28 protein-coding genes are annotated in these 23,382 nt (G+C 59.3%); 20 read left to right on the forward strand and 8 right to left on the reverse strand.

The window, feature by feature from the left end:
• Positions 1 to 475 precede the first annotated feature (475 nt).
• Both AACW87_RS18165 and arfB read right to left on the reverse strand, forming a co-directional pair.
• Positions 476 to 970, reverse strand: a complete 495-nt coding sequence (locus AACW87_RS18165) for a methylated-DNA--[protein]-cysteine S-methyltransferase (RefSeq protein ID WP_241325736.1) — start codon at positions 968 to 970, stop codon at positions 476 to 478.
• Between the two features lie 43 nt (positions 971 to 1,013).
• Positions 1,014 to 1,430, reverse strand: coding sequence for an alternative ribosome rescue aminoacyl-tRNA hydrolase ArfB (gene arfB, locus AACW87_RS18170; RefSeq protein ID WP_042038790.1), 417 nt, complete (start codon positions 1,428 to 1,430; stop codon positions 1,014 to 1,016).
• A gap of 201 nt (positions 1,431 to 1,631) precedes the next feature.
• Between arfB and glnK the strand changes: the two genes are divergently transcribed.
• The 6 genes from glnK (at position 1,632) to AACW87_RS18200 (ending at position 7,166) form a co-directional block, all read left to right on the forward strand.
• Entirely contained in the window at positions 1,632 to 1,970 is a 339-nt protein-coding gene (gene glnK, locus AACW87_RS18175; RefSeq protein ID WP_042869091.1) for a P-II family nitrogen regulator, read from the forward strand.
• Between the two features lie 251 nt (positions 1,971 to 2,221).
• Complete coding sequence (locus AACW87_RS18180) at positions 2,222 to 3,229, forward strand: Fe(3+) ABC transporter substrate-binding protein (protein ID WP_241325737.1); 1,008 nt, start codon at positions 2,222 to 2,224, stop codon at positions 3,227 to 3,229.
• A gap of 39 nt (positions 3,230 to 3,268) precedes the next feature.
• Entirely contained in the window at positions 3,269 to 4,894 is a 1,626-nt protein-coding gene (locus tag AACW87_RS18185; RefSeq protein ID WP_241325738.1) for an ABC transporter permease, read from the forward strand.
• A gap of 74 nt (positions 4,895 to 4,968) precedes the next feature.
• Entirely contained in the window at positions 4,969 to 5,103 is a 135-nt protein-coding gene (locus AACW87_RS18190; protein WP_276329632.1) for a hypothetical protein, read from the forward strand.
• 20 nt (positions 5,104 to 5,123) lie between these two features.
• Positions 5,124 to 6,158, forward strand: a complete 1,035-nt coding sequence (locus tag AACW87_RS18195) for an ABC transporter ATP-binding protein (RefSeq protein ID WP_098980794.1) — start codon at positions 5,124 to 5,126, stop codon at positions 6,156 to 6,158.
• 102 nt (positions 6,159 to 6,260) lie between these two features.
• Positions 6,261 to 7,166 (forward strand): Dyp-type peroxidase, encoded by a 906-nt coding sequence (locus tag AACW87_RS18200; protein WP_103471615.1) that lies wholly within the window; start codon positions 6,261 to 6,263, stop codon positions 7,164 to 7,166.
• Positions 7,167 to 7,254: 88 nt separating this feature from the next.
• On the opposite strand, the gene argR is transcribed toward AACW87_RS18200, so the two are convergent.
• Positions 7,255 to 7,725 (reverse strand): transcriptional regulator ArgR, encoded by a 471-nt coding sequence (gene argR / locus AACW87_RS18205; RefSeq protein WP_005308670.1) that lies wholly within the window; start codon positions 7,723 to 7,725, stop codon positions 7,255 to 7,257.
• Between the two features lie 201 nt (positions 7,726 to 7,926).
• On the opposite strand from argR, the gene AACW87_RS18210 reads away from it, so the two are divergent.
• The 7 genes from AACW87_RS18210 to AACW87_RS18240 all read left to right on the forward strand — a co-directional run bounded on the left by AACW87_RS18210 (position 7,927) and on the right by AACW87_RS18240 (position 13,164).
• Positions 7,927 to 8,667 carry an ATP-binding cassette domain-containing protein gene (locus tag AACW87_RS18210; RefSeq protein WP_043140602.1) on the forward strand — a complete coding sequence of 247 codons (741 nt, stop codon included), beginning with the start codon at positions 7,927 to 7,929 and terminating at the stop codon, positions 8,665 to 8,667.
• A gap of 25 nt (positions 8,668 to 8,692) precedes the next feature.
• The gene (locus AACW87_RS18215) at positions 8,693 to 9,430 is read left to right on the forward strand and encodes a transporter substrate-binding domain-containing protein (protein ID WP_043140605.1); all 738 of its coding nucleotides are present in this window, start codon (positions 8,693 to 8,695) and stop codon (positions 9,428 to 9,430) included.
• A 3-nt stretch (positions 9,431 to 9,433) separates the two neighbouring features.
• Complete coding sequence (gene artQ, locus AACW87_RS18220; protein WP_043140609.1) at positions 9,434 to 10,084, forward strand: arginine ABC transporter permease ArtQ; 651 nt, start codon at positions 9,434 to 9,436, stop codon at positions 10,082 to 10,084.
• Positions 10,085 to 10,086: 2 nt separating this feature from the next.
• On the forward strand, positions 10,087 to 10,212 hold the full coding sequence (locus AACW87_RS18225; RefSeq protein WP_277606816.1) for a hypothetical protein: 126 nt from the start codon (positions 10,087 to 10,089) through the stop codon (positions 10,210 to 10,212).
• A gap of 2 nt (positions 10,213 to 10,214) precedes the next feature.
• Complete coding sequence (gene artM, locus AACW87_RS18230; RefSeq protein ID WP_043140611.1) at positions 10,215 to 10,877, forward strand: arginine ABC transporter permease ArtM; 663 nt, start codon at positions 10,215 to 10,217, stop codon at positions 10,875 to 10,877.
• A gap of 221 nt (positions 10,878 to 11,098) precedes the next feature.
• The gene (mdh, locus tag AACW87_RS18235) at positions 11,099 to 12,034 is read left to right on the forward strand and encodes a malate dehydrogenase (RefSeq protein ID WP_241325739.1); all 936 of its coding nucleotides are present in this window, start codon (positions 11,099 to 11,101) and stop codon (positions 12,032 to 12,034) included.
• Between the two features lie 530 nt (positions 12,035 to 12,564).
• Positions 12,565 to 13,164, forward strand: a complete 600-nt coding sequence (locus AACW87_RS18240) for a tetratricopeptide repeat protein (protein WP_241325800.1) — start codon at positions 12,565 to 12,567, stop codon at positions 13,162 to 13,164.
• A gap of 98 nt (positions 13,165 to 13,262) precedes the next feature.
• Here the strand turns inward: AACW87_RS18240 and hmpA are convergent, their stop codons facing one another.
• Positions 13,263 to 14,456 (reverse strand): NO-inducible flavohemoprotein, encoded by a 1,194-nt coding sequence (hmpA, locus tag AACW87_RS18245; RefSeq protein WP_241325740.1) that lies wholly within the window; start codon positions 14,454 to 14,456, stop codon positions 13,263 to 13,265.
• Positions 14,457 to 14,567: 111 nt separating this feature from the next.
• Here hmpA and AACW87_RS18250 point away from each other — a divergent pair, with 111 nt between their 5' ends.
• Positions 14,568 to 15,035: an Rrf2 family transcriptional regulator gene (locus AACW87_RS18250; protein WP_042869116.1), complete on the forward strand. Its 468-nt coding sequence runs from the start codon at positions 14,568 to 14,570 to the stop codon at positions 15,033 to 15,035.
• 31 nt (positions 15,036 to 15,066) lie between these two features.
• On the opposite strand, the gene AACW87_RS18255 is transcribed toward AACW87_RS18250, so the two are convergent.
• Together AACW87_RS18255 and AACW87_RS18260 are read right to left on the reverse strand one after the other, a co-directional pair.
• Positions 15,067 to 16,347, reverse strand: coding sequence for an HlyC/CorC family transporter (locus AACW87_RS18255; RefSeq protein WP_043140623.1), 1,281 nt, complete (start codon positions 16,345 to 16,347; stop codon positions 15,067 to 15,069).
• Positions 16,348 to 16,390: 43 nt separating this feature from the next.
• Entirely contained in the window at positions 16,391 to 17,182 is a 792-nt protein-coding gene (locus tag AACW87_RS18260; protein WP_065402074.1) for a cytochrome C assembly family protein, read from the reverse strand.
• Between the two features lie 202 nt (positions 17,183 to 17,384).
• Here AACW87_RS18260 and ffh point away from each other — a divergent pair, with 202 nt between their 5' ends.
• From ffh to rplS, 5 genes are all read left to right on the forward strand, one after another.
• Positions 17,385 to 18,761 carry a signal recognition particle protein gene (gene ffh / locus AACW87_RS18265; RefSeq protein ID WP_241325741.1) on the forward strand — a complete coding sequence of 459 codons (1,377 nt, stop codon included), beginning with the start codon at positions 17,385 to 17,387 and terminating at the stop codon, positions 18,759 to 18,761.
• Positions 18,762 to 18,943: 182 nt separating this feature from the next.
• Entirely contained in the window at positions 18,944 to 19,192 is a 249-nt protein-coding gene (rpsP, locus tag AACW87_RS18270) for a 30S ribosomal protein S16 (protein ID WP_021141082.1), read from the forward strand.
• A 24-nt stretch (positions 19,193 to 19,216) separates the two neighbouring features.
• Positions 19,217 to 19,738, forward strand: a complete 522-nt coding sequence (gene rimM, locus AACW87_RS18275) for a ribosome maturation factor RimM (RefSeq protein ID WP_043141859.1) — start codon at positions 19,217 to 19,219, stop codon at positions 19,736 to 19,738.
• A 34-nt stretch (positions 19,739 to 19,772) separates the two neighbouring features.
• The gene (gene trmD / locus AACW87_RS18280; RefSeq protein WP_042652118.1) at positions 19,773 to 20,522 is read left to right on the forward strand and encodes a tRNA (guanosine(37)-N1)-methyltransferase TrmD; all 750 of its coding nucleotides are present in this window, start codon (positions 19,773 to 19,775) and stop codon (positions 20,520 to 20,522) included.
• Positions 20,523 to 20,554: 32 nt separating this feature from the next.
• On the forward strand, positions 20,555 to 20,902 hold the full coding sequence (rplS, locus tag AACW87_RS18285) for a 50S ribosomal protein L19 (protein WP_005313505.1): 348 nt from the start codon (positions 20,555 to 20,557) through the stop codon (positions 20,900 to 20,902).
• A gap of 129 nt (positions 20,903 to 21,031) precedes the next feature.
• Here the strand turns inward: rplS and AACW87_RS18290 are convergent, their stop codons facing one another.
• On the reverse strand, positions 21,032 to 21,355 hold the full coding sequence (locus AACW87_RS18290) for an isoamylase early set domain-containing protein (RefSeq protein WP_043141863.1): 324 nt from the start codon (positions 21,353 to 21,355) through the stop codon (positions 21,032 to 21,034).
• Between the two features lie 83 nt (positions 21,356 to 21,438).
• Complete coding sequence (gene mutH / locus AACW87_RS18295) at positions 21,439 to 22,113, reverse strand: DNA mismatch repair endonuclease MutH (protein WP_241325742.1); 675 nt, start codon at positions 22,111 to 22,113, stop codon at positions 21,439 to 21,441.
• A gap of 733 nt (positions 22,114 to 22,846) precedes the next feature.
• Between mutH and rppH the strand changes: the two genes are divergently transcribed.
• Complete coding sequence (gene rppH, locus AACW87_RS18300; protein ID WP_043141866.1) at positions 22,847 to 23,374, forward strand: RNA pyrophosphohydrolase; 528 nt, start codon at positions 22,847 to 22,849, stop codon at positions 23,372 to 23,374.
• The last annotated feature ends 8 nt before the right edge of the window (positions 23,375 to 23,382 follow it).

Genomic DNA, 23,382 nt, shown 5'->3' on the forward strand with positions numbered 1-23,382 from the left:
TGAATGAGGGATGAGCCATGCCATCCAAGTGTGAAGCCATGATGCCTGACCCTGTCTGAAGCCCTTCTGAGGCGATTCTTCATACTGTGTTCATTTTGCTAAACGCGAAACGGGGCCAAACCAGCGGCTGAAGCCAGAGTTTTACAGGGATGCCGCTGTTATCAGGGAGTCAATTCAAATGAACCGGCGGTCTGCTGCTCCAGAGCCAGCAGCGAGTGTTTTACGGGGATGCGCTGTTATCAGGGGGTCAGCCTGAATGAACCGGCGGTCTGCTGCTCCAGCGCCGGCAGCCAGTGTTTTACAGGGATGCCGCTGTTGTCAGGGGGTCAATTCAAATGAACGGCGGTCTGTTGTTCCAGAGCCAGCAGCGAGTGTTTTACAGGGATGCCGCTGTTGTCAGGGGGGCAGTCTGAATGAACCGGCGGTCTGCTGCTCCAGCGCCGGCAGCCAGTGTTTTACAGGGATGCCGCTGTTATCAGGGAGTCAATTCAAATGAACCGGCAGTCTGTTGTTCCAGTGCCAGCAACCAGCGTTTGATGGGTATGCCGCCGGCATAACCGGTCAGCTCGCCACTGCGTCCTATCACCCTGTGACAGGGCACTATGATGCTGAGGGGGTTGCGGCCATTGGCGGCGCCCACCGCCCGCACCGCCTTGTGGTTGCCGATGGACTGGGCTATTTCGAGATAGCTGACGGTCTCGCCGTAGGGAATGTCGCACAGGGCGCGCCATACCGATTGCTGGAACGGGGTGCCTTTGGCGGCGAGCGGCAGCTCGAAGCGCTGCAGCCGGCCGGCGAAATAGGCGGCGAACTGCTCGACATAGGGCGCCAGCGCCAGATCATCCTGACGCCACTGAGGGGTAGGCATTATGGGGCGCTCACCCTGCATGAACTCCACGTGGCGCAGGCCATCCTTATCGATGGCGATGAGCAGGGGGCCGTGGGCGCTGTTGCAAAAACTGTATCTCATCTTCTCTCATCCTTGGCGTGGGCAAGTCGTAAGGCTGGCGGTATTACTCCAGCACGGGTTTGCCGCGGGCCGACTTGATGTCGCCCTTGCGCTTCTTGGCATCGACCCGCTTGCGCTGGGAGCTGCGGGTCGGCTTGGTGGCATGACGGGCCTTGGGGCGCCAGGCGGCTTTCTTCAGCAGCTCCACCAGGCGGCTCATGGCCTCCTTGCGGTTCATGTCCTGGCTGCGATGGGTCTCGACGCGGATCTGGATAAAGCCGTCGTGTACCCGGCTGTCGCTCAGCTTGTCGAGTCCCTCCTTGTAGAGATCCGGCAGGCTGGGGGAGCTGCGGTAATCGAAGCGCAACCAGACGGCGGAGTCGGTCTTGTTGACGTGCTGGCCGCCGGCACCCTGAGCCCGCATGGCTTGAAACTGCAGCTCATGCCAGGGCAGGGTCACGCTGTTGGAGATGACTAACATACTGCTGTGCTCTTGTTTGGTGCATCGGGAGAGGCTGGTTCAGCTTGGTGCCTCATTATGGGGCGAGATGCGCTCCCTTGGTGATGTTGGGGGGTATCTATCCCGGACACAAACACTATCCTTTTGAAATTAAACAATAAAAAGACTTGGCACAAGAATTGATTCCCAATTCATGACATACCATGGATTGGGAGCAACCAGATGAAGCTGATTACTGCGATTATCAAACCCTTCAAGTTGGACGATGTGCGCGAAGCCGTCGCCAACCTGGGGGTCGAGGGTCTGACCGTGTCCGAGGTCAAAGGGTTTGGCCGCCAGAAGGGGCACACCGAATTATACCGGGGAGCCGAGTACCAGGTCGACTTCTTACCCAAGGTGAAGCTGGAAATAGCGACGGCCGATGACAACGTCGAAGGTGTGATAGAGGCGATCTGCAAGGCGGCCTACACAGGCAAGATCGGTGACGGCAAGATCTTCGTATACGACCTGCTGCAGGCGGTGCGCATTCGCACCGGCGAGAGCGACGACGAGGCGCTCTGATCCCTCGCGCCTGATACCGGTTCGAGCAAGGGCACTCTGTTGCGGCTTGGCCGGACCGGGCAGATTGCCGATGTGAAGTCGCGGATGGACTCCATGGTGGGGCTGGATAGGATTCTATCCGGCCCTTTTGTTTGCACGGCGTTTAAATATGTGATCCCGCACTCGATGTTTTCTTGATCCCGCTGTCGCGGCCAATGCAAAATACAAACAGCAATGGTTATCACTCGATATAGCAACTCAAGGAATGGATGATGAAAATGAAGATGCTGGCTCTGGTTTTCTCGACTCTGGCTGCTCAGGGAGCGTTGGCGGCAGGGGAGGTGAACGTCTACTCCAACCGGCAGGATGAGCTGATCAAGCCCATCATCCAGCAGTTCGAGAAGGAATCGGGCATCAAGGTCAACGTGGTGTTCGCCAAAGAGGGGCTGAACGAGCGTCTGGAGCGGGAAGGCAAGCTCTCCCCGGCCGATCTCATGCTGACCGTCGACATCAGCCGGCTGACCGATCTGGTGGACAAGGATCTGGTGCAGCCGGTGGACAGCAAGATACTGCAGGAGAATATCCCCGCCATCTATCGCGATCCGGACAACAAGTGGTTTGCCCTGACCACCCGGGTGCGCACCATCTATTCCAGCAAGGAACGCCTCGGCAAGCTCGACACCATCAGCTATGAAGATCTGGTGAAGCCTGAATTCAAAGGGAAAATTTGTACCCGCAGCGGCAAGCATGAGTACAATGTGGCGCTGGTTTCCTCCATGATCGCCCATCACGGCATGGCGGATGCCAAGACCTGGCTGGAAGGGGTCAAGGCCAACCTGGCGCGCAAACCGCAGGGCAACGACCGGGATCAGGTCAAGGCGATCAAGGATGGCATCTGTGACCTGTCGCTCGGCAACAGCTACTATCTGGGCGCCATGCTGAAAGATCCGGCGCAGAAGTCCTGGGCCGATGCGGTCTACATCAACTTCCCGAACCAGGCCGACCGCGGTGCCCACGTCAACGTGAGCGGCGTGGCCATGACCAGGTACGCCAAGAACAAGGATGAAGCCCGCAAGTTGATGGAGTTTCTGGCTGGCGACACGGCCCAGCACATGTATGCGGACGTGAATGCCGAGTATCCGGTCAAGGCCGGGGTCGAGCCGTCCGCCATGGTCAAGTCATGGGGCAGTTTCAAGTCTGATCCCATGCCGGTCAGCGATTATGCCAAGCACCGCAAGGACGCCTTGCAGCTGCTGGATGAAGTGAAATTCGACTTGTAATCAGATGGGGCCAAGGGCCCCATCAACTTCTGTGGTCTCATGAAAAATTGTGGATGGATTGCCAGCAGCTGGGCCACCGCCCTGCTGCTGGGTTTGCCGGTGCTCGCCCTGATCTTCTCTGCCTTCTCGGCAGAGGAAGACCTGTTTCGCCACCTCGCCGATACGGTACTGCTCGACTACCTCGGCAATACGCTGGGGCTGGTGGCGGGTGTGGTGCTGCTCAGCCTGCTGTTCGGGGTGCCCACCGCTTGGCTGGTCGCCATGTGCCAGGTACCGGGGCGCCGCGCCCTGCAGTGGGCGCTGATGCTGCCCATGGCCATGCCCTCCTATATCGTTGCCTACGTCTATACCGACCTGCTCGACTACTCGGGGCCGCTGCAGGCGGGATTGCGAACCCTGTTTGAGTGGAGCAGACCGACGGATTACTGGTTCCCGGCCATTCGATCCCTCGGCGGCGCCGCCTGGGTGCTGGCGCTGGTGCTCTTCCCCTACGTCTATCTGCTGGCCCGCGCCTCGTTTCTGGAGCAGTCGGTCAGCCTGATCCACTCCAGCCGCTTGCTCGGCTGTACCCCCTGGCAGAGTTTTCGTCGCCTCAGCCTGCCGCTGGCGCGACCGGCCATCATGGTGGCCATCTCCCTGGTGGCGATGGAGACCCTGGCCGACTTCGCCACAGTCCACTTCTTTGCCATCAACACCCTGACCACGGCGGTCTACGACACCTGGCTCGGCTACGGCAGCCTGGCCACCGCCGCCAAGCTCTCCTGCCTGATGCTGCTGGCGGTGGTGCTACTGATCGCCGTCGAGCGTCGCTCCCGTCGCCGGCAGCAGGTGTTCCAGAAATCCATGGGTCATGAGCCGCCGCTGCGCTACCCGCTCAAGGGAATGAGTCGTTGGCTGGCCGGTCTCTGGTGCTGGGGGTTGGTACTGGCCGGTTTCGGCCTGCCGTTCGTCATCCTGCTGGACTACGGCGTGCGTTACTTCGAGTTGTCTTGGACGCCGGAGTTTGTCCGCTTCGCCGGCAACAGTCTGCTCATCTCGACGCTGACCGCCCTGTTCGCCATGGGCATAGCCCTGCTGCTCGGCTTCTTCCGCCGCCTCGATGGCGGAGTCAGGAGCCTGTTGCCCCTGCGCATCTCTGCCATGGGATATGCCATGCCGGGCACTGTGCTGGCCATCGGCGTGCTGGTACCGCTGACGGCCCTCGATTTTGCCATCAACGATCTGGCCGAGTGGCTCGGCCGTCAGGGCCCCGGCCTGCTGCTGACCGGCACCATCACAGCCATCGTGTTCGGTTACCTGGTGCGCTTCGTGGCCATCGCCATCGGCTCGGTAGAGAGCAGCATGGGCAAGATCTCCCCCAGCCTCGACATGGCGGCCCGCTCCCTGGGGCAGGGGGATGGCGGCATGCTGCGGCGGGTTCATCTGCCGCTGGTGCGGCGCGGCCTGTTTGCCGGCGCCATGCTGGTGTTCATCGAATCCATGAAGGAGCTGCCCGCCGCCCTGCTGCTGCGGCCCTTCAACTTCGATACCCTGGCGACCCACGTCTATCAATTCGTCTCGGACGAGATGCTGGAGCGGGGGGCGCTCGGCGCCATCGTCATAGTGCTGGTGGGCTTGCTGCCGCTGATCTGGGTCAACCGCAGCCTGGACAGTCCGGGCCACTGAACGGGCAGATGAATCTCTGCAATCTTGTCCGGCCGCAGGTCGGTTTGAACCAAAAGAATATGAGGAAGTCAGCCGTGTCTTGCTTGCAGGTTGAAAATGTCAGTTGCCGTTACAACGGCCGCAATGTGCTGGAGCAGCTCTCCCTGACGGTGGCCGACAACGAGATCGTCTGCCTGTTTGAGGGTAGCGAGTGGCTGCGTCGAATTTAAAACATAAGGGGAAGCCAGCCGTGTCTTGCTTGCAGGTTGAAAATGTCAGTTGCCGTTACAACGGCCGCAATGTGCTGGAGCAGCTCTCCCTGACGGTGGCTGACAACGAGATCGTCTGCCTGCTGGGTGCGAGCGGTTGCGGCAAGACCACGCTGCTCAAGGCCATCGCCGGTCTGCTGCCGCTGGCCGGGGGCGCTATTCGCCTTGGCGATACCCTGCTCGACGGGCCCGGTGGCTGCGTGCCCCCCGAGGCGCGCAACATCGGCATGATCTTTCAGGATTACGCCCTGTTTCCGCACCTGACGGTGGCCGACAACGTCGGCTTCGGCCTGACCCGGCTCGATCGCAGCGCTCGCCAGCAGCAGGTGGATGAGGCGCTGACGCTGGTCAATCTGCAGGGGCTGGGGGCGCGTTATCCGCATGAGCTCTCCGGCGGCCAGCAGCAGAGGGTCGCCATCGCCCGCGCCTTGGTGTGCAAGCCCAGGCTGATGCTGCTGGACGAGCCTTTCTCCAACATAGATACCCAGGTGCGGATGAAGCTTATTCTCGAGATCCGCGCCCTGCTCAAGCAGCAGGGGATAGGCGCCATCTTCGTCAGCCACAGCAAGGAGGAGGCGTTTGCCTTCGCCGACCGGCTGGCGTTGTTTCGGGCGGGTCACATCGAGCAGGTGGGCCAGCCGGAGCAGCTCTATCGTCGCCCGCAGAACCGCTTCGTGGCGGAGTTTCTCGGCGGGGTCAACTACCTGGCGGCCGAGGTGGTGGACAGCCACTGCGTGCAGACGTCGCTGGGGGTGGTGTGCGGCACCGAGCCTCACGGCCGTGCCGTGGGCGAGCTGCTGCAATTGATGCTCAGACCCCAGCAGCTGTTGCTGGAGGCCGTCGACGGCGGTGAGCTGGCGGTGCTGGAGCAGCAGTTCCTCGGCCATCACTGCCGGGTGTTGTTCGAGTGTGGCGGCCAGCGGCTCGAGGCCAGCATTGGCGAGCCGCTTGGCGGGATGCGGGCCAGGGTCAACCTTGCCCCGCATGCGCTAGTGCTGTTTGATCCATTGCCGTGACAGACCTGATATCGTTGTGAAATCAAGGAACTGGATTCACTCTGGTTTATAATCGCGCAACGCAACGCCAACATAGCTAATGCCTGTTCAGGGGAGAGATATATGAAAGCCCAAGCCGGGATCTGTGCAGAGCCGAATCTGCACGCCCTCTATCTGATGTTCAATCGCACCGGTGACGGCGCCGAACTGGTGGCCCGTCTGGCCAGCTTGCCTGCCCTGTGGGAAGCCGTTGCCGCCGATTTCCCCGATGCCGGTTTCAGCGGTCTGGTCGCCGTCGGCGCCGATGCCTGGGATGGTCTCTACCCTGCCGCCCGTCCGCCCCAGTTCCGTGGTTTTATGGCTCAGGAAGCCAATGGTCATAAGGCGCCGAATACCCCGTTTGATCTCTTCGTGCAACTGCGCGCCGATCGGGTCGATGTGCTGCACCACGCCGGTCAGCGCGTGATGGCCCTGCTGGCGGGGCTGGTGGCGCTGGCGGAAGAGGTGCGCGGTTTCCGCAATCTGGATTGCCGGGACCTGACCGGCTTCGTCGACGGTACCGAAAACCCGCAGGATGAGCACAGGGCCGAAGTGGCGCTGCTCGAGGGAGGCGAATTTGCCGGTGGCTCCTATATCCACGTCCAGCGCTGGGTGCACGCCATGAGCGACTGGGAGAGGCTGGCCCTGAAAGAGCAGGAAGACATCATAGGTCGCACCAAGGCCGACAACATAGAGTATGAGTCGGCAGACAAGCCGCTGACCGCCCACATCAAGCGGGTCAACCTCAAGACCCCGAAGGGCGAGTCCATGGAGATACTGCGCCAGAGCATGCCCTGGGGCACCATGACAGAGCAGGGGCTCTACTTCATCTCCTGCTGCCGCACGCCGCAGCACTTCAACGCCATGCTGGCCAGCATGTACAAGGGGGAGGGCAGTCACTTCGACCACCTGCTGCGCTTCACCAGCGCCGTGACCGGTGCCGCCTTCTTCGCGCCGTCCGAGGATTATCTGGTGTCGCAGGGTAAATAAGCGCGGTTGAGATAACCAACAAAAATCCCGGCCTTGGCCGGGATTTTTCGTTCAGGGGGCGTCACCACAGCGGGACGGCCAAGCCTGATTAAGGGGTCTGTTCGAACAGCTCGAGGGCGGAGAGGTAGAGCTCCTCGATGTCGGTGTCGCTGGTCGGGGTGATGAAGATGGTGTCATCACCGGCTATGGTGCCGAGGATCCCTTCGGCCTTGCCGAGGGAGTCGAGCAGACGGGCGATGAGCTGGGCCGCACCCGGGCTGGTGTGGATCACCACCAGGGCGCCGTTGTGGTCGACGTCCAGTACCAGGTTCTTGAGCGGGCTGGAGGTGGTGGGCACGCCCAGTTCCACCGGCAGGCAGTAGACCATCTCCATCTTGGCATTGCGGGTGCGAACGGCGCCGAAGCGGCTCAGCATGCGCGATACCTTGGACTGGTTGATGTTCTCGAAGCCCATCTCTTGCAGGGCAGTCACTATCTCTGCCTGGGAGCCAAATCGTTCTTCTTTCAGCAAGGCTTTAAAGGCCTTGGCCAGTTTTTCTTGCTTGTCGTTATGCTTCATCTTGGACTCACGAATGAGGAGGTGTGGCTGCCTGTCACGCTCAGGCGGCAGATATGAACAGCGTGCCCATTTTGCATTCATGTGCCTATTTTTGCAAGGAAGCGGCGCTTGTTCTGCATATTGATTCAAAATTAGCTTGCATCCACCCATGTTGGGGCTAAAATCGGGACGAAATTTTGAAAACTTATTCAATTGGGCTGTATGGGTATTGAATTAATCGGTATCGAAAAATCCTGGCACAAGGTGCCGGTACTGCAAGATGTCAGCTTTCGGACTGCACCCGGTGAGACCTTGGTGCTGCTGGGCCCGAGCGGTGCCGGCAAGAGTTCGCTGCTGCGCATGATGAACCTGCTGGACACCCCGGATGCCGGTGTATTGCGCATAGGCGAAAGTGAATTTTCTTTCCCGTCCAGCCTCTCTGCCGCCGAATTCAACCGTCAGGCGCAGGCACTGCGCCGCAAGGTGGGCATGGTGTTCCAGCAGTACAATCTGTGGCCACATCTGACCGTGATGGAGAACCTGATCGAGGCCCCCGTCAAGCTGCTCGGCATGAGCAAGGCGGCGGCCATCGAGAAGGGCGCCTACCTGCTGACCCAGCTGCAACTGGCCGACAAGCGCGATGCCTGGCCTGCCCGGCTCTCAGGCGGCCAGCAGCAGCGGGTGGCCATCGCCCGTACCCTGATGATGGATCCGCAGGTGCTGCTGTTTGACGAGCCGACGGCGGCCCTCGATCCCGAGATCACCAAAGAGGTGGCGGAGATCATCCGCAATCTGGGCCAGACCGGCATCACCCAGGTGGTGGTGACCCACGAAGTGGAGTTCGCCCGCAAGGTGGCCAGTCAGGTGATCTATCTGGAGAAGGGACGGATCATCGAATCCGGTTCCGCCGCCATTTTCACATCCCCGCAAACCAGCCGGTTTGCCGAGTTCTTGATGCATTGATATTCAAATCGATAAGGAAGCTGTCATGAAAAAGAGTCTGTTGCTGGTTGCTGCCATGGGCCTGTTGAGCACCTCGGTGCTGGCCAAGGAGATCAAGTTCGCCACCGAGGCCACTTATGCTCCGTTCGAATACCTGGATGACAAGAACGAGTTCCAGGGCTTCGACATCGATCTGGCCCGTGCCATCTGCACCCAGGCCAAGCTGGAGTGCAGCTTCCACAACCAGGCCTTCGACAGCCTGATCCCCAGCCTCAAGTTCCGTCGCTATGACGCCGCCATCGCCGCCATGGACGTGACTCCGGAACGGGCCGCCCAGGTCGACTTCTCCGACATCTATTACGAGAACTCCGCCGTGTTCGTGGCCAAGAAGGGCGCCTTCAAGGGGCCGGAAGAGCTGGTGGACAAGACGGTCGGCGTGCAGAACGGCACCTCTCACCAGTCCTATCTGGTGGACAACTGGATCAGCAAGGGCCTGCTGACCGTGCCCTACGCCAGTTACCAGAGCGCCTTCCTCGACATGATGAACGGCCGTACCGACGGCGTGTTTGCCGATACCGCAGTCGCCGCCGACTGGCTCAAGCAGCACAAGGAATATGCCGTGATCGGTACCCCCGTGACCGACGCCAAGTACTTCGGTACCGGCTTTGGCATCGCCGTGGCCAAGGGCAACCAGGAGCTGCTGACTCAGCTGAACAAGGGGCTGGCCGAGATCAAGGCCAACGGCACCTATCAGAAAATCTTCGACAAATACTTCGCGCACTAAGCCATGTTGAGCCTGTTGTTGGATGCAGCCTGGATGACCCTGGGGCTGGCCTTGGCATCACTGGTCGGGGGCATGGTGCTGGCGCTGGCGTTCAGCGCCGCCGAACTGAGCAAGCAGCGCGCGTTGGTGTGGCCTGTGGCCACACTCACCACGCTCATTCGTGGCCTGCCCGAGTTGCTGGTGGTGCTGTTCATCTACTTCGGCTCGACCCAGGTGCTGTTCCTCATCACCGGCGAGTATGTGGAGTTCAGCCCGTTCGCCTGCGGCGTGCTGGCGCTCTCCCTGCTGTTTGCCAGCTATGCCACCCAGACCCTGCGGGCCGCGCTCAATGCGGTGCCCGCCGGACAGCGGCTGGCGGCGCTGGCGCTCGGTCTTGGCAAGGGACACATCTTCTTTCGCATCGTGCTGCCCCAGGCCTGGCGTCATGCCCTGCCGGGGCTCGGCAACCAGTGGCTGGTGCTGCTCAAGGACACGGCGCTGGTCTCCCTCATAGGGGTGAACGAGATGATGCGTCAGGCCCAGATGGCCTCGGCCAGCACCTATGAACCCTTTACCTGGTATGCCGCCGCGGCCCTCATCTATCTGGCCATCAGTCTGGTGAGCGAGTTCGGGCTCAAGCAGGCAGCCCGCTATACCCGTCGCTACGGAGGTTGACCATGCAGGACTATCTCATGACTCTGCTGGGTGGTCTGGCGATCACCCTGCAACCGATCGTCTTCAGTCAGCTGAGTGAATTCGGGTTTAAGCAGACCGCCCGCTATACCCGCCGCTACGGAGGTTGACCATGCAGGATTATCTTATGACGCTGCTGGGTGGTCTGGCGATCACTCTTCAACTGACGGCACTGAGCTTGCTGCTCGGCGTGTTGCTGGCCGCCGCCATGACCTGGGTGCTGGAACGACGGATTCCGGTGGCGACCCAGCTGGTACAGCTGTGGGTGCTGATCTTCACCGGCACGCCGCTGCTCATCCAGATCTTCCTCATCTACTACGGGCCGGGCCAGTTCGAGTGGCTCAAGTCCGGGCCGCTCTGGCCGCTGCTCAAGCAGCCCTGGTTCTGCGCCGTGCTGGCCCTTGGCTTCAACACGGCGGCTTACTCTACCCGGTTGTTCAAGGGGGCGCTGGATGCCATTCCCTCCGGCGAGGTGGAGGCGTGCCGTGCACTCGGCTTCTCGGCCGGGCAGACCCTGTGGATGAAGGTGCGCCACGCCGCCAGGCGGCTGGTACCCGCCTATTCCAACGAGGTGATCCTGGTACTCAAGGGGAGTTCGCTCGCCAGCACCATTACCATCATGGATGTGATGGGTCTGGCCCAGCGCCTCAACGCCCAGACGTATGACACTCTGGCGGTGTTCACCGTGGCCGGTGGCCTCTATCTGACCATGAACGGATTGTTAACAATTGGGTTTCGCTGGTGTGAACGGCGAGCCCTGGCATTCCAGGCCTGAGTTCGGTAAATCTACCTATTTATGGTAAGGGGAAGTGCAGGAAATCTGTGCTTCCCCTCTGATTTTCTGCATTTCCCCCCATTTTTATTCACCGCCTGTTTCTTGGCTCACAGAACCCGTGATTGCAACTGTTATCAGATTGTTTTTTAGGGGGGGATCCATTAAGGTTGGGCCCACAACAAGAAACAACCTTAAACCTACGCTTAAACATGGAGTTGATCATGAAAGTTGCCGTTCTGGGTGCCGCCGGTGGCATAGGCCAAGCCCTCGCTCTGCTGTTGAAAAATCGCCTTCCTGCTGGTTCCGAACTGAGCCTGTATGACATAGCCCCGGTCACTCCGGGTGTGGCGGTCGATCTGAGCCATATCCCGACTGACGTGAAAGTAAAAGGTTTCTGCGGTGAAGATCCGAGCCCGGCTCTGGTCGGCGCCGATGTGGTGCTGATCTCCGCCGGTGTGGCGCGCAAGCCCGGCATGGATCGTTCCGATCTGTTCAATATCAACGCCGGTATCGTCAAGAATCTGGTGGAAAAATGTGCCGCTACCTGCCCGAAAGCGCTGATCGGCATCATCACCAACCCGGTCAACACCACGGTCGCCATCGCCGCCGAAGTGCTGAAGAAAGCTGGTGTCTATGACAAGCGCCGCCTGTTCGGTGTCACCACCCTGGACGTGATCCGTGCCGAGACCTTCGTGGCCGAGGCCAAGGCTCTGAACGTCGACAAGGTGCGTGTCAACGTGATCGGTGGCCACAGTGGCGTGACCATTTTGCCGCTGCTGTCCCAGATCGAAGGCGCCTCCTTCACTGCTGAAGAAGTGGCTGCCATGACCAAGCGTATCCAGAACGCCGGTACCGAAGTGGTGGAAGCCAAGGCCGGTGGCGGATCTGCCACCCTCTCCATGGGCCAGGCGGCCTGCCGTTTCGGTCTGTCGCTGATCAAGGGTCTGCAAGGCGAAGCTAACGTCATCGAGTGCGCCTATGTGGAAGGCGACGGCAAACATGCCGCCTTCTTCGCGCAACCCATACTGCTGGGCAAGAACGGCGTCGAAACCGTACTGGACTACGGCAAGCTGAGTGCCTTCGAGCAAGCGGCTATGGATGGCATGCTGGCCACCCTGAAAGCCGATATCCAGCTGGGTGTCGACTTCGTCAAGTAAGCCGTATGGCTGGTAAACAAGGGGAGCTTCGGCTCCCCTTTGTCATGGGTGACAGATGCAGATGGCGATGGGCTAAGGGGATGGGGCCGGCTGCCGATAACAGAGAGCAGCAGGAGAACCTTATGATGAAACCACTTACCCTTGTCGGCCTTGTCTGTTTGCTGACCACCCAGGTACAGGGCGCTGAGCCTCAGGCATCCGCCGCCACCCCCACAGCGAGCAGTGCGGTTTCCGCTGCCGAGCAGGCGATGGCATCCCAGAGCGCAGTGTCTGCCGCCGAGTCGCCAGCGGTTGCAGCTCAGAGCGCAGTGTCTGCCGCCGAGTCGCCAGCGGTTGCAGCCCAGAGCGCTGTGTCTGCCGCCGCCCCCCAGCCTGCCGGATCCGGCGCCGTTCCCGCTGCCGCGCCCTTGCCTGTGGCGTCCGAGTCGACACCCGCAGCTGAGCCCGCTCCCGTCGCGACGGGATCTGCGCCCGCGACCCCATTCCCCGCCGCCACAGCGGAGAGCGGACTCTCTCCGACCAGCCGGCCCATGACCAGCACGCCATCGGGTGGCGGCGGTCTGGGTATCGACAGCAGCAATTTGCAGGCGGTCCCCCTCTATCGCCAGGACGAGCTGCTCAACTGGATTGAACAGGGTCGTCACTTGCAGCAGGTGAAGCTGGACAGGTGCCAGCTTACCCAGGATATAGAGGTGCGGGCCGAGGTGATGAAGGTGCCCGCCTATCAGTTCCTGTGGGGCGACATGCTGGCCTGGGGGGTGTGCATCAAGCCCGATGCCGAGCTCGGGGTCAAATTCATGTGGGAGGCGGCCAATCAAGGGCTGGCGCCGGCGCTGGAACAGCTGGGCCGCTACTACTGGAAGGGCACCCTGGTGCAGAAGGATCTGGTCAAGGCTGAGACCCTGATGCGTGAAGCCGCCAGTCTGGGGTTTCAACGGGCACAGGTCGAGTGGGTCGAGATGCTGCTGCAGGGGATGGGCAGCCCGCTGGATTATGAAGAGGCCTACCACTGGCTGCATAGCACTGTGATCGGTGACAAGGCGCTGCACCAGAAGGCGACCAGCCTGCTGAGCCGCCTGGCCAACCGCATGCCGGCCAATGCCATCGCCCGTGCCAAGGCGATGCACTGAATAAAAAAACGACCCACAGATCTGCATCTGTGGGTCCGGATCCGGCCGCCGTGCCATGACAGGCTGGATCCTCCTTGCTTTATAGGGGGCAGCCCCGCTTAAAGATCCTGATGGGGACCAAAAACTTCGTAGTGCAGCTGGTCGGCCGATATGCCCGCCGCGCTCAACTGCGCCTTGATCGCCTGCATGAAGCCAAGCGGACCACAGAAGTAGTAGTGGGCCTGCGGCGCCAGCAACTCGGCCACCTGGCTCAAGTCCATGGTGCCGTGGAAGTCGTAGTCCTTCCCTTGCTCATCCTGAGCCTCCGGCTCCCGATACCAGACCCGGCTCCGCAGCTGGTCGTGCTGCTCGTGCTTGTGCCGGATATCTTCCTTGAAGGCGTGCAGTGCACCCTGTTCACAGGCATGCAGCCAGCAGATGTCGGCCGCATGGCCCTTGGCCAGCAGCTGGTTGAGCATACTCAGCATGGGGGTGAGGCCCACGCCGGCGGAGAGCAGTACCACGGGCGTGCTGGCATCGGCCTGCAGGAAGAAGTCGCCGGTTGGTGGCATCAGTTCCAGCTGATCGCCAGCATGCAGATGGTCGTGCAGCAGGTTGGAGACCTGGCCCTGGGGCTCGCGCTTGACGCTGATGCGGTAATCGCGACCGTTCGGCGCATCGGAGAGGGAGTATTGGCGGATCTCCTGATATTCGAGCTCGGGGTGGGCCAGCTTGATGCTGAGGTACTGGCCCGGCTTGAAGTCCAGTACCGGCTTGCCATCCACCGGCGCCAGTATGAAGGAGGTGATGAGCTCGCTCTCTTTGCGCTTCTCCTTGATGATGAAGGGGCGGGGACCCTGCCAGCCACCGATCTCGCTCGCCTTCTCCTGATAGATCTCGCTCTCCCGGCCGATGAAGATGCTGGCCAGCACACCGTAAGCCTTGCCCCAGGCATCCAGCACCTCTTCGGTGACCGCACTTCCACCCAATTCTTTGAGCGTGGCCAAGAGATGACTACCTACAATGTGATATTGTTCCGGCTGGATCATGAAACCCGTGTGCTTGTGGGCGATGCGTTCCACCGCGCCGGCCAAGGCTCCCAGGTTGTCGATATTCCTGGCGTAAGCCGCCACCGCATTGAACAGCGCCAGCGGTTGACCGCCGCTGCGCTGGTGCGCCAGGTTGAAAATATCCTTCAGTTCCGGGTTGTGGCTGAACATGCGCTGGTAGAAATGCTGGGTGAGGGCAGGCCCCGCCGATTCGAGCAAAGGGATGGTGCTTTTGATGACGGCGATGGTGGCTTGGTCTAACATAGGAGGTCCTTGCTAATTGAACATCTAAAATGTCACTTATTAAGCTGCATCCTAGATGTTTATTTGATCTGAATCAATAATCAATTTTCCGCGTTATGCGACACAGGCACTATGAGACTAACTAGCTATACCGATTTTGGATTGAGAGCCCTGCTCTATCTGGCGACCCTGCCACAGGGCGAACTGTCGAGCGTGGCCAAGGTCTCCGCCTTGTATGGCGTCTCCCGCAACCACATGGTCAAGGTGGTGAATCAACTGGTGAAGCTGGGCTATCTGCAATCCCAGCGCGGCAAGAATGGCGGGATCCGCATGGCCTGCGCGCCGGAGACAGTCAATATCGGCCAGGTGATCCGGGCGCTGGAGGGCAATCTGGACGGCATCGACTGCAACTCGCCCGCCTGCCACATAGTCTCTGTCTGCTTGCTGAAGAATGCCCTGAAGGAGGCGATGAATGCCTTTTTGGCGGTGATGGACAGCTACACGCTGCAAGACCTGCTGGCCAATCGCGAGGAGCTGCAGAAGGTGTTCGGCGACTTGATCCCGACCCTGGTGCTGGAGCCGGACGAGGAGAGCGAGTGAGATAAAAAAGGCTGCCATCGGCAGCCTTTTTTCAATCTTCGAATCCCGACTCGTTGCGGTATAAATCTGGCATGATCCGCGCCATCTTCACCATGTTGTTCTCCACTTCCAGGATCTCGATGGGATAGCCGGCCAGCCGCAGGCTGATGTTGGGCTGGGGGATCTCCTCCAGGTATTCCAGGATGACACCGTTCAGGGTTCTGGGCCCGTCGATGGGCAACCGCCAGCTCATCTCCTTGTTCAGCTCGCGAATGCTGGCCGAGCCCTCCACTAGAAACGAGCCATCCGGCTGGGGGTGGATCTCGTCGCTGGGCGCCGGTGTCATGGAGGTGGTGAAGTCGCCCACTATCTCTTCCAGTATGTCATCCAGGGTGATCAACCCCTGAATATCTCCGTACTCATCCACTATGAGGCCTATCCGCTCCTTGTTGCGCTGGAATTTGGCCAGTTGCACGTTGAGCGGCGTGCCTTCCGGGATGAAGTAGATCTCGTCCACTTCCCGCAGCAGGCTCGACTTGTTGAACTGATCCCTGGCCATCAGCCGCAGCGCATCGCGGGCGTGCAGGAAGCCCACCACATCGTCGATGTTGTCGCGGTAGAGCAGGATCTTGGTGTGGGCACAGTGGGCCAGCTGACGCAGTATGGTCTTCCAGTCATCGTTGATGTCGATGGCGTAGATATCGCTGCGCGGCACCATGATGTGTTCCACCGTCATCTTGTCCAGATCCAGAATGCTGAGCAGCATCTCCTGATGGCGCTGGGGGATCAGGCTGCCCGCCTCGTTGACTATGGTGCGCAGCTCCTCGGTGTTGAGGGAGTCATCCTTGTTGGGATGGAGCCTGAGCAGCTTGAGCAGACCGCTGGTGATGCCGTTGATCAGCCAGACAAAGGGGTAGAGCGGCACCATCAGCCCCTTGAGGATCCAGGAGGCGGGATAGGCGATCTTCTCCGGGTACATGGCTGCCAGCGTCTTGGGAGTCACCTCGCCAAACACCAGCACTATCAGGGTCAGGCCGAAGGTGGCGATGGCTACCCCGAAGGCGCCAAACAGCCTGATGCAGACTATGGTGGCGATGGCCGAGGCGAGGATGTTGACCAGGTTGTTGCCGATCAGGATCAGCCCCAGCAGGCGATCCGGGCGGGACAGCAGCTTCTCTACCCGACGGGCAGCCTTGTGCTTGGTTTGAGCCAGATGCCGCAGCTTGTAGCGGTTGAGCGACATCATGCCGGTTTCAGAACTTGAGAAAAAAGCAGACAAGAGGATCAAAATAACGAGAACAATCAATAATGTGCTCGTTGATATGCTGTCCAAGAAGGGCTCCTGTGGGGGCTGGATGAGTAAAGGGGGGTGAGTATCAGCTCAGCAGGACTTCTTTGACGAAGCGGCTGCCAAAGTAGGCCAGGGTCAGAATGAAGCTGCCGATCAGGCTCAGGGTGATGACCTTGCGACCGCGCCAGCCACGGGTGTGATGACCCCACAGCAGCAGCACGTAGACGCACCAGGCCAGGATCGAGAGGATCGCCTTGTGGGATTTGCCCTGGGCGAACATGTCTTCCAGGAAGAAGAGGCCGGAGGCGATGGAGAGGGTCAGCAGAAACAGGCCCGCCGAGATGAGCTGGAACAGCCGTTTCTCCACCGTCATCAAGGGCGGCATGGCAGGCAACTGACTGATCTTGCGGGACTTCAGCTGCCTGTCTAGACAGGCGAGCTGCAGCGCGAACAGGCAGGCGATCATCAGCACCGAATAGGCCATCAGCGCGAGCCCTATGTGCAGCAGCAGCTGGGGATGGGCCTCCAGATGGGTGATATAGCGACCCGGGATCAGGGCGCTGGCGGCCAGCAGCAGGGCGGAGAAACTGTAGACCACGGGCAGCAGGATCCAGCCGTTGAAGCGGCGGGTGACGCAGGTCATGAAGCAGCTGATGATGAGGCTGACCAGGGACGCGACGTTGAGCATGCTCAGATTCTGGCCTGAATGGGTCACCAGCACTTCGCCGGCCACGGCGGCGCCGTGCCCGATCAGGGCCAGTCCGATACAGGCAAACAGGGGAGCTTGCCCCACAGGTTTGGCACTGAGCAGCAGGTGCAGCGAGGCGATGATGGCCAGCAGATAGAACGCCAGGGCCAGAACAGAGATCACGATCATAACCAGGTCGTTGTTGAACAGGCAGTTGGGAATAGGAGAGGCAGTATACCTTGCACAAGATGTGCTCGCCAGTTGTGCTACCGCCGATCTGCCCATATATAGGGAGCAGGTCCCCATTGCTGCCGTGCGGTGAATAATCGTCCTCGCGTCCGCTCTGGGTTATAATGCCCCCAATTTATTACGCCAAGAACCGGAATCCGTCATGTTTGAGAATTTGACTGAACGACTCTCGCGCACCTTGCGCAATGTCAGTGGGCGCGGTCGCCTGACCGAAGAGAACATCAAGGATACCTTGCGCGAAGTGCGCATGGCGCTGCTCGAGGCGGACGTCGCCCTGCCGGTGGTGCGTGACTTCGTCGCTCGCGTCAAGGAGCGGGCGGTCGGCCAGGAAGTGGCCAAGTCCCTGAGTCCGGGCCAGGCCTTCATCAAGATAGTGCACGGTGAACTGGTCTCGGTGATGGGCGAGGCCAACGAGCAGCTCAACCTGGCCGCCCAGCCGCCGGCCATCATACTGATGGCGGGTCTGCAGGGTGCCGGTAAGACCACGACCGTAGGCAAACTGGCCAAGCTGCTCAAAGAGCGCAGCAAGAAGAAGGTGCTGGTGGTCAGTGCCGACGTCTATCGCCCCGCGGCGATCAAGCAGCTGGAGACGCTGGCGAGCGACATAGGCGTCGATTTCTTCCCGAGCGATGCCAGCCAGAAACCGGTCGACATCGCCACCGCCGCCATCGATCTGGCGCGCAAGAAGTTCTATGACGTTGTGATAGTGGATACCGCCGGTCGTCTGCACGTCGACAGCGACATGATGGACGAGATCATCCATCTCCACGCCACCATCAAGCCGATCGAGACCCTGTTCGTGGTGGACGCCATGACGGGTCAGGATGCCGCCAACACCGCCAAGGCGTTCAACGAGGCGCTGCCGCTCACCGGCGTGATCCTCACCAAGGCGGACGGCGACGCTCGCGGTGGTGCCGCGCTTTCCGTGCGCCACATCACCGGCAAGCCGGTCAAGTTCATCGGTATGGGCGAGAAGACAGATGCGCTGGAGCCGTTCCATCCGGATCGTCTCGCCTCCCGCATCCTCGGCATGGGCGACGTGCTGTCGCTTATCGAGGAAGTGGAGCGCAATGTCGACAAGGAAAAAGCCGCCAAGCTGGCCAACAAGGTCAAGAGTGGCAAGGGCTTCGATCTGGAAGACTTCCGCGAACAGCTGGCCCAGATGCGCAACATGGGCGGCATGATGGGCATGCTCGACAAGCTGCCGGGCATGTCCGGTCTGCCGGACAACGTCAAGGATCAGATGGATGACAAGCTGACCGTGCGGATGGAGGCCATCATCAGCTCCATGACGCCCAGGGAGCGTGCCCATCCCGACCTCATCAAGGGCTCCCGCAAGCGCCGTATCGCCGCAGGGTCCGGCATGCAGGTGCAGGACGTGAACAAGCTGCTCAAGCAGTTCACCGAGATGCAGCGCATGATGAAGAAGATGTCCGGCAAGGGCGGCATGCGCAAGATGATGGGGCAGATGAAGAACATGTTGCCGCCAGGATTCGGTGGCGGTCGCGGTCCCTTCTGATCCCGACCGTTTCAGCCAGGCCAGGGGCTCACCAGAGGTGGGCCCTTTTCATTGTGAGCCTTGTGCAAAAAATGGCTGGCTTGGTTGCAATTATTACGAATCCAAGTAGAATTACGCGGCTTATTTTAAGCTAGGGTCCGCGTGTTTGCGGGCCTTGTTCATTAGATGTTAATGAGGACGATATGGTAACCATTCGTTTACAACGTGGTGGCGCGAAAAAGCGTCCGTTTTACCAGGTAGTAGTTTCTGACAGCCGTTGCGCCCGTGACGGTCGCTTCATCGAGCGCGTTGGTTTCTTCAACCCGGTTGCTTCTGGTTCTGCCGAAAAGCTGAACCTGGACCTGGCTCGTATCGAGCATTGGGTTGCTACTGGTGCCGCTGTTTCTGACCGCGTTGCCAAGCTGATCAAAGACGCTGCCAAAGCTGCTTAATCAGCCAAACGGTAAGGAGTTAAGGTGGAAAAACCTATAGTTCTGGGCACCCTGGGTACCGTTTATGGCATCAAGGGCTGGCTTAAAGTGAACTCCTTCACCGATGTTGCCGAAGCGATTTTCGATTACAACCCCTGGCTGATCAATCAGAACGGGGCGTGGCGTGAACTCAAGGTTTCGGCCTGGAAGCGTCACAACAAGGGTTTGATTTGCAAGATCGATGGTATCGATCTGCGTGAAGATGCCCTGGCATTGACCAATGTCGAGATTGGCGTTCCCGCCGATCTGTTGCCTGCGTTGCCTGAAGGTGAGTTCTACTGGCGTGACCTGATTGGTTGCTCGGTATCGACCACCAAGGGATACGACCTGGGCAAGGTGACCGAATTGATGGAAACCGGCTCCAACGATGTGTTGGTGGTTGAGGCCAATGTAAAAGATGCCTTTGGTGCAAAGGAGCGGTTGATTCCGTTCCTGGAAGAGCAGGTGATCAAGCATATTGATCTGACTGCTCGAACAATCGAAGTTGATTGGGATCCTGGTTTCTAGTTTCCCGCGGTAACACGAGTGCCGGAGGTTTCTTATGTGGATTGGGGTGATTAGCCTCTTCCCGGAAATGTTCCGAGCCATTACCGAGCACGGGGTAACGGGTCGGGCCGTCAAGAGTGGCCTGCTGCAGATTGAGTGCTGGAACCCCCGGGACTTTACCCACGACAAACACCGTACGGTCGACGATCGTCCTTATGGTGGTGGGCCCGGCATGTTGATGATGGTTCAGCCGCTGCGTGACGCGATTCATGCAGCCAAGCAAGCGGCGGGAGACGGGGCGAAAGTCATCTATCTCTCTCCTCAGGGACGCAAGCTGACTCAAGCTGGCGTAACCGAGTTGGCGACGAGTCAGAAACTGATTCTGGTAGCCGGTCGATACGAAGGTATCGATGAACGCGTGATACAAACCGAAGTCGACGAAGAGTGGTCTATCGGGGATTACGTGTTAAGTGGTGGCGAGTTGCCTGCCATGACCCTGATCGATGCGGTTTCGCGTCTGGTCCCAGGGGTTTTGGGCGATCAGGCCAGTGCCGAGCAGGACTCCTTCACGGATGGCTTGCTGGATCATCCCCACTACACTCGGCCGGAGTTGTTGGATGGATTGGCGGTGCCAGAGGCGCTGACAAGCGGCAATCACGAAGTGATTCGACGCTGGCGTCTCAAACAGTCGCTCGGACGAACCTGGCAAAGAAGGCCGGAACTTATTAACAACCTAGCTCTGACTGACGAGCAAGAATCACTTCTTGCCGAGTATGTCCGCGAAGTGCGTGACAGCGTTAAGTAGAGTTTTCAGTTTATCCTAGGTAAGGAAAGACAATGAGCAAGATTATTCAGCAGCTTGAACAAGAGCAACTGCGTACCGACATCCCGGCATTTGCCCAGGGCGACACCGTACGTGTTCAAGTTCGTGTTAAAGAAGGTGGTAAAGAGCGTCTGCAGGCTTTCGAAGGCATCGTTATTGCCAAGCGTAACCGCGGTCTGCACTCTGCTTTCACCGTTCGCAAGATCTCCAACGGCGAAGGTGTTGAGCGTGTATTCCAGACTCACTCTCCGCTGATCCACAGTGTAGAACTGAAGCGTCGTGGTGATGTTCGCCGCGCCAAACTGTACTACCTGCGCAACCTGTCCGGCAAAGCTGCTCGTATCAAAGAGAAGCTCAACTAATTCGATTCGAATTGGTGTCGGTATGTCGGCGAAAAGCTCGACAGGTAGTGAAAAGGCTCGCCAATGGCGAGCCTTTTTTGTGTCTGCAATTCGGGTGCCGGCCAGATGCGCCAGTGTTCTGCTCGTCGCCTACTGACTGACCCGCACCACTGAGTTGTCACGTCCGAAGGGGCCGGGCACATAGTCGTCCGCCTCCCAGTCGTTGTCGTAGTGAGTCTCCCCGTTCGGTTGCACCAGCTGGTAGCAGTATTCGAAATGGCTGGGGCCATCGGTGGGCAGGTTGAGGGTGGTTCTGAACTCCCCGCTCTTCATCCGTTTGAGCTCTATGGGTTGCCACTGGCTGAATTCCCCCAGCAGCAGTACCTGTTCAGCCTCACCTGCGGCCACTTTTTCCACTGCGAAGGTCACCTTGACCTCGGGACGGGACTTGAGGAATTGCTTGTTGATCGGCATGACGCCTCCTTGTCATTGATTGCGAAGAAATGGCTTCTGGCTATTTTTATATCACTTTATGACAAGGATGTTTATAACGGAGATCAAAGGGGCAGGGCAAAGTGGCGTTGCAGCAGGCCGTGGGTGAATCCTGTCTTGAGGTAAAAGCCCCGTGGCAGGGTCAGGATCGGCTGGCCATTGCGACCGATGGCACGGGTCAGCGCCTTGTTGTTGGCGGCCTTGGGACGCAGTTGCATCACCTGGCCGTGGCGAGCGCTGATCTGCTCTACCTCGCCCAGCACTATCATGTCCATCAGCTCCTCCCAGTCCTGGCGCAGCAGCCGATCCTCCTCCTCACTCGGGCTCCACATCAGCGGCATGCCGACCCGCCGCTCGCCTATGGGAATGTCGCGGCTGCCCTCCACCGGGATCCAGAGCACCCGGGAGAGCTTGTTGCGCACGTTCGACTGCTCCCAGCGCTGGCCGCTGACGCCGATCAGCGGCGCCACGCAGACGAAGGTGGTCTCCAGCGGTTTGCCCTGAGGATCTATGGGGATCGTCTTGAGCTCTATGCCGAGTTCGGGGAAGTCCTGCTCCGGCTTGCTGCCGGCGCTGGCGCCCAGTTGCCATTCGATCAGCTGGCCGACCCAGCCCTTGTCCCGCCTCAGATCCTGCGGGACTGCAAGGCCGGCATCGGCCGCCAGCTGTGCCAGCGTGAAGCCCGCCATGGCATGGGCTCGGCTCAATAACTCCTGCTCGGACTGGGGCTGGGTGGGCATGAATGACTCCTGCAAAGGGGGATTATTCTAGCAAGTCTGATCCCTGGTGAGGATCGTTGTTTTTATAACCGATCCTGCCGAGGGGTTGCACAGGGGGGGCGGTTTTGTGTGTAAGCACTTATCATAATGATTTTTAACGGATTTGTCTTTGTTGCGCCGATCTTTCCCACGCAGGATCCCGACTTGAAATAGTTGTCCAAGGGTTTGCTCATGCTGTTGCACACAGTTATCCACAGAAATCTTGGATAACTGGCTGAAAGTGGTGATAGTCGGGGGGTTGTTACAAAAAAATGTGAAACTGCACCGATTTTTGCTGTGATGACAGGGCAGATAGTGTGCCACTCCTGTGGATAAATTAGCCGTGGTGGATCTTTGAGCAGCCGAACTTGTTCACAATCGGGATCCCGGATCTCCGGCCGGGAAAGACATGGATCTTGATCCAGCACTCTGCATTTAACACTATGTATTTAAATACATATTTAGTTTTTATCATCATGCTGTATGCTGATGCCCTGGGTAGAGCAGATAAATAAAACTACTGTATATACCCGCTTGCTCACAGGCTTATGCACAGTCTGGGTGGGCAACTTGCGGGGCTTGATCCTCAGGTTTGTTTATAAGTCGGCTTGAAATTGAAAGTTATTCATGAGTGGGGGATTGCAGTCCTTGTTTGCTGCCACGGGGTGAATGTGGAACAATCTCCTTATAGATTCAGCCTTTATAAGGTGATCACGTGATAGATGGCGACGGGTTTCGTCCCAATGTCGGAATCGTGATCTGTAACCGTGACGGGCAAGTATTGTGGGCTAAGCGCTATGGGCAGCACTCCTGGCAGTTTCCGCAGGGGGGGGTTGATGACGGTGAGACGCCTGAGCAGGCCATGTATCGTGAGCTGTATGAGGAGATAGGCCTCAAGCCCGAGGATGTGACCATCATGGCCACCAGTCGCAACTGGCTGAAGTACCGCTTGCCAAAACGCCTTGTTCGTTGGGACAGTTCACCGGTCTGTATTGGCCAAAAACAAAAATGGTTCTTGCTACAGCTGGATCCGGGCAGGGAGTCCAGGATCCAGTTCGGCTGTCATGGTCACCCCGAGTTTGATGATTGGCGTTGGGTCAGCTTCTGGTATCCGGTACGCCAGGTTGTCTCCTTCAAACGAGAAGTCTATCGACGGGTGATGAAGGAGTTTGCTCCGCTGGCGATGCCAGTGCCTGTGGTGCAAGTTAATCGGAAAGATGGGCGGCGCAACCGCTCTCGCTAAGGAGCACA

It is taken from the genome of Aeromonas sp. MR7, assembly GCF_963899385.1.
GTDB lineage: Bacteria > Pseudomonadota > Gammaproteobacteria > Enterobacterales > Aeromonadaceae > Aeromonas > Aeromonas bestiarum.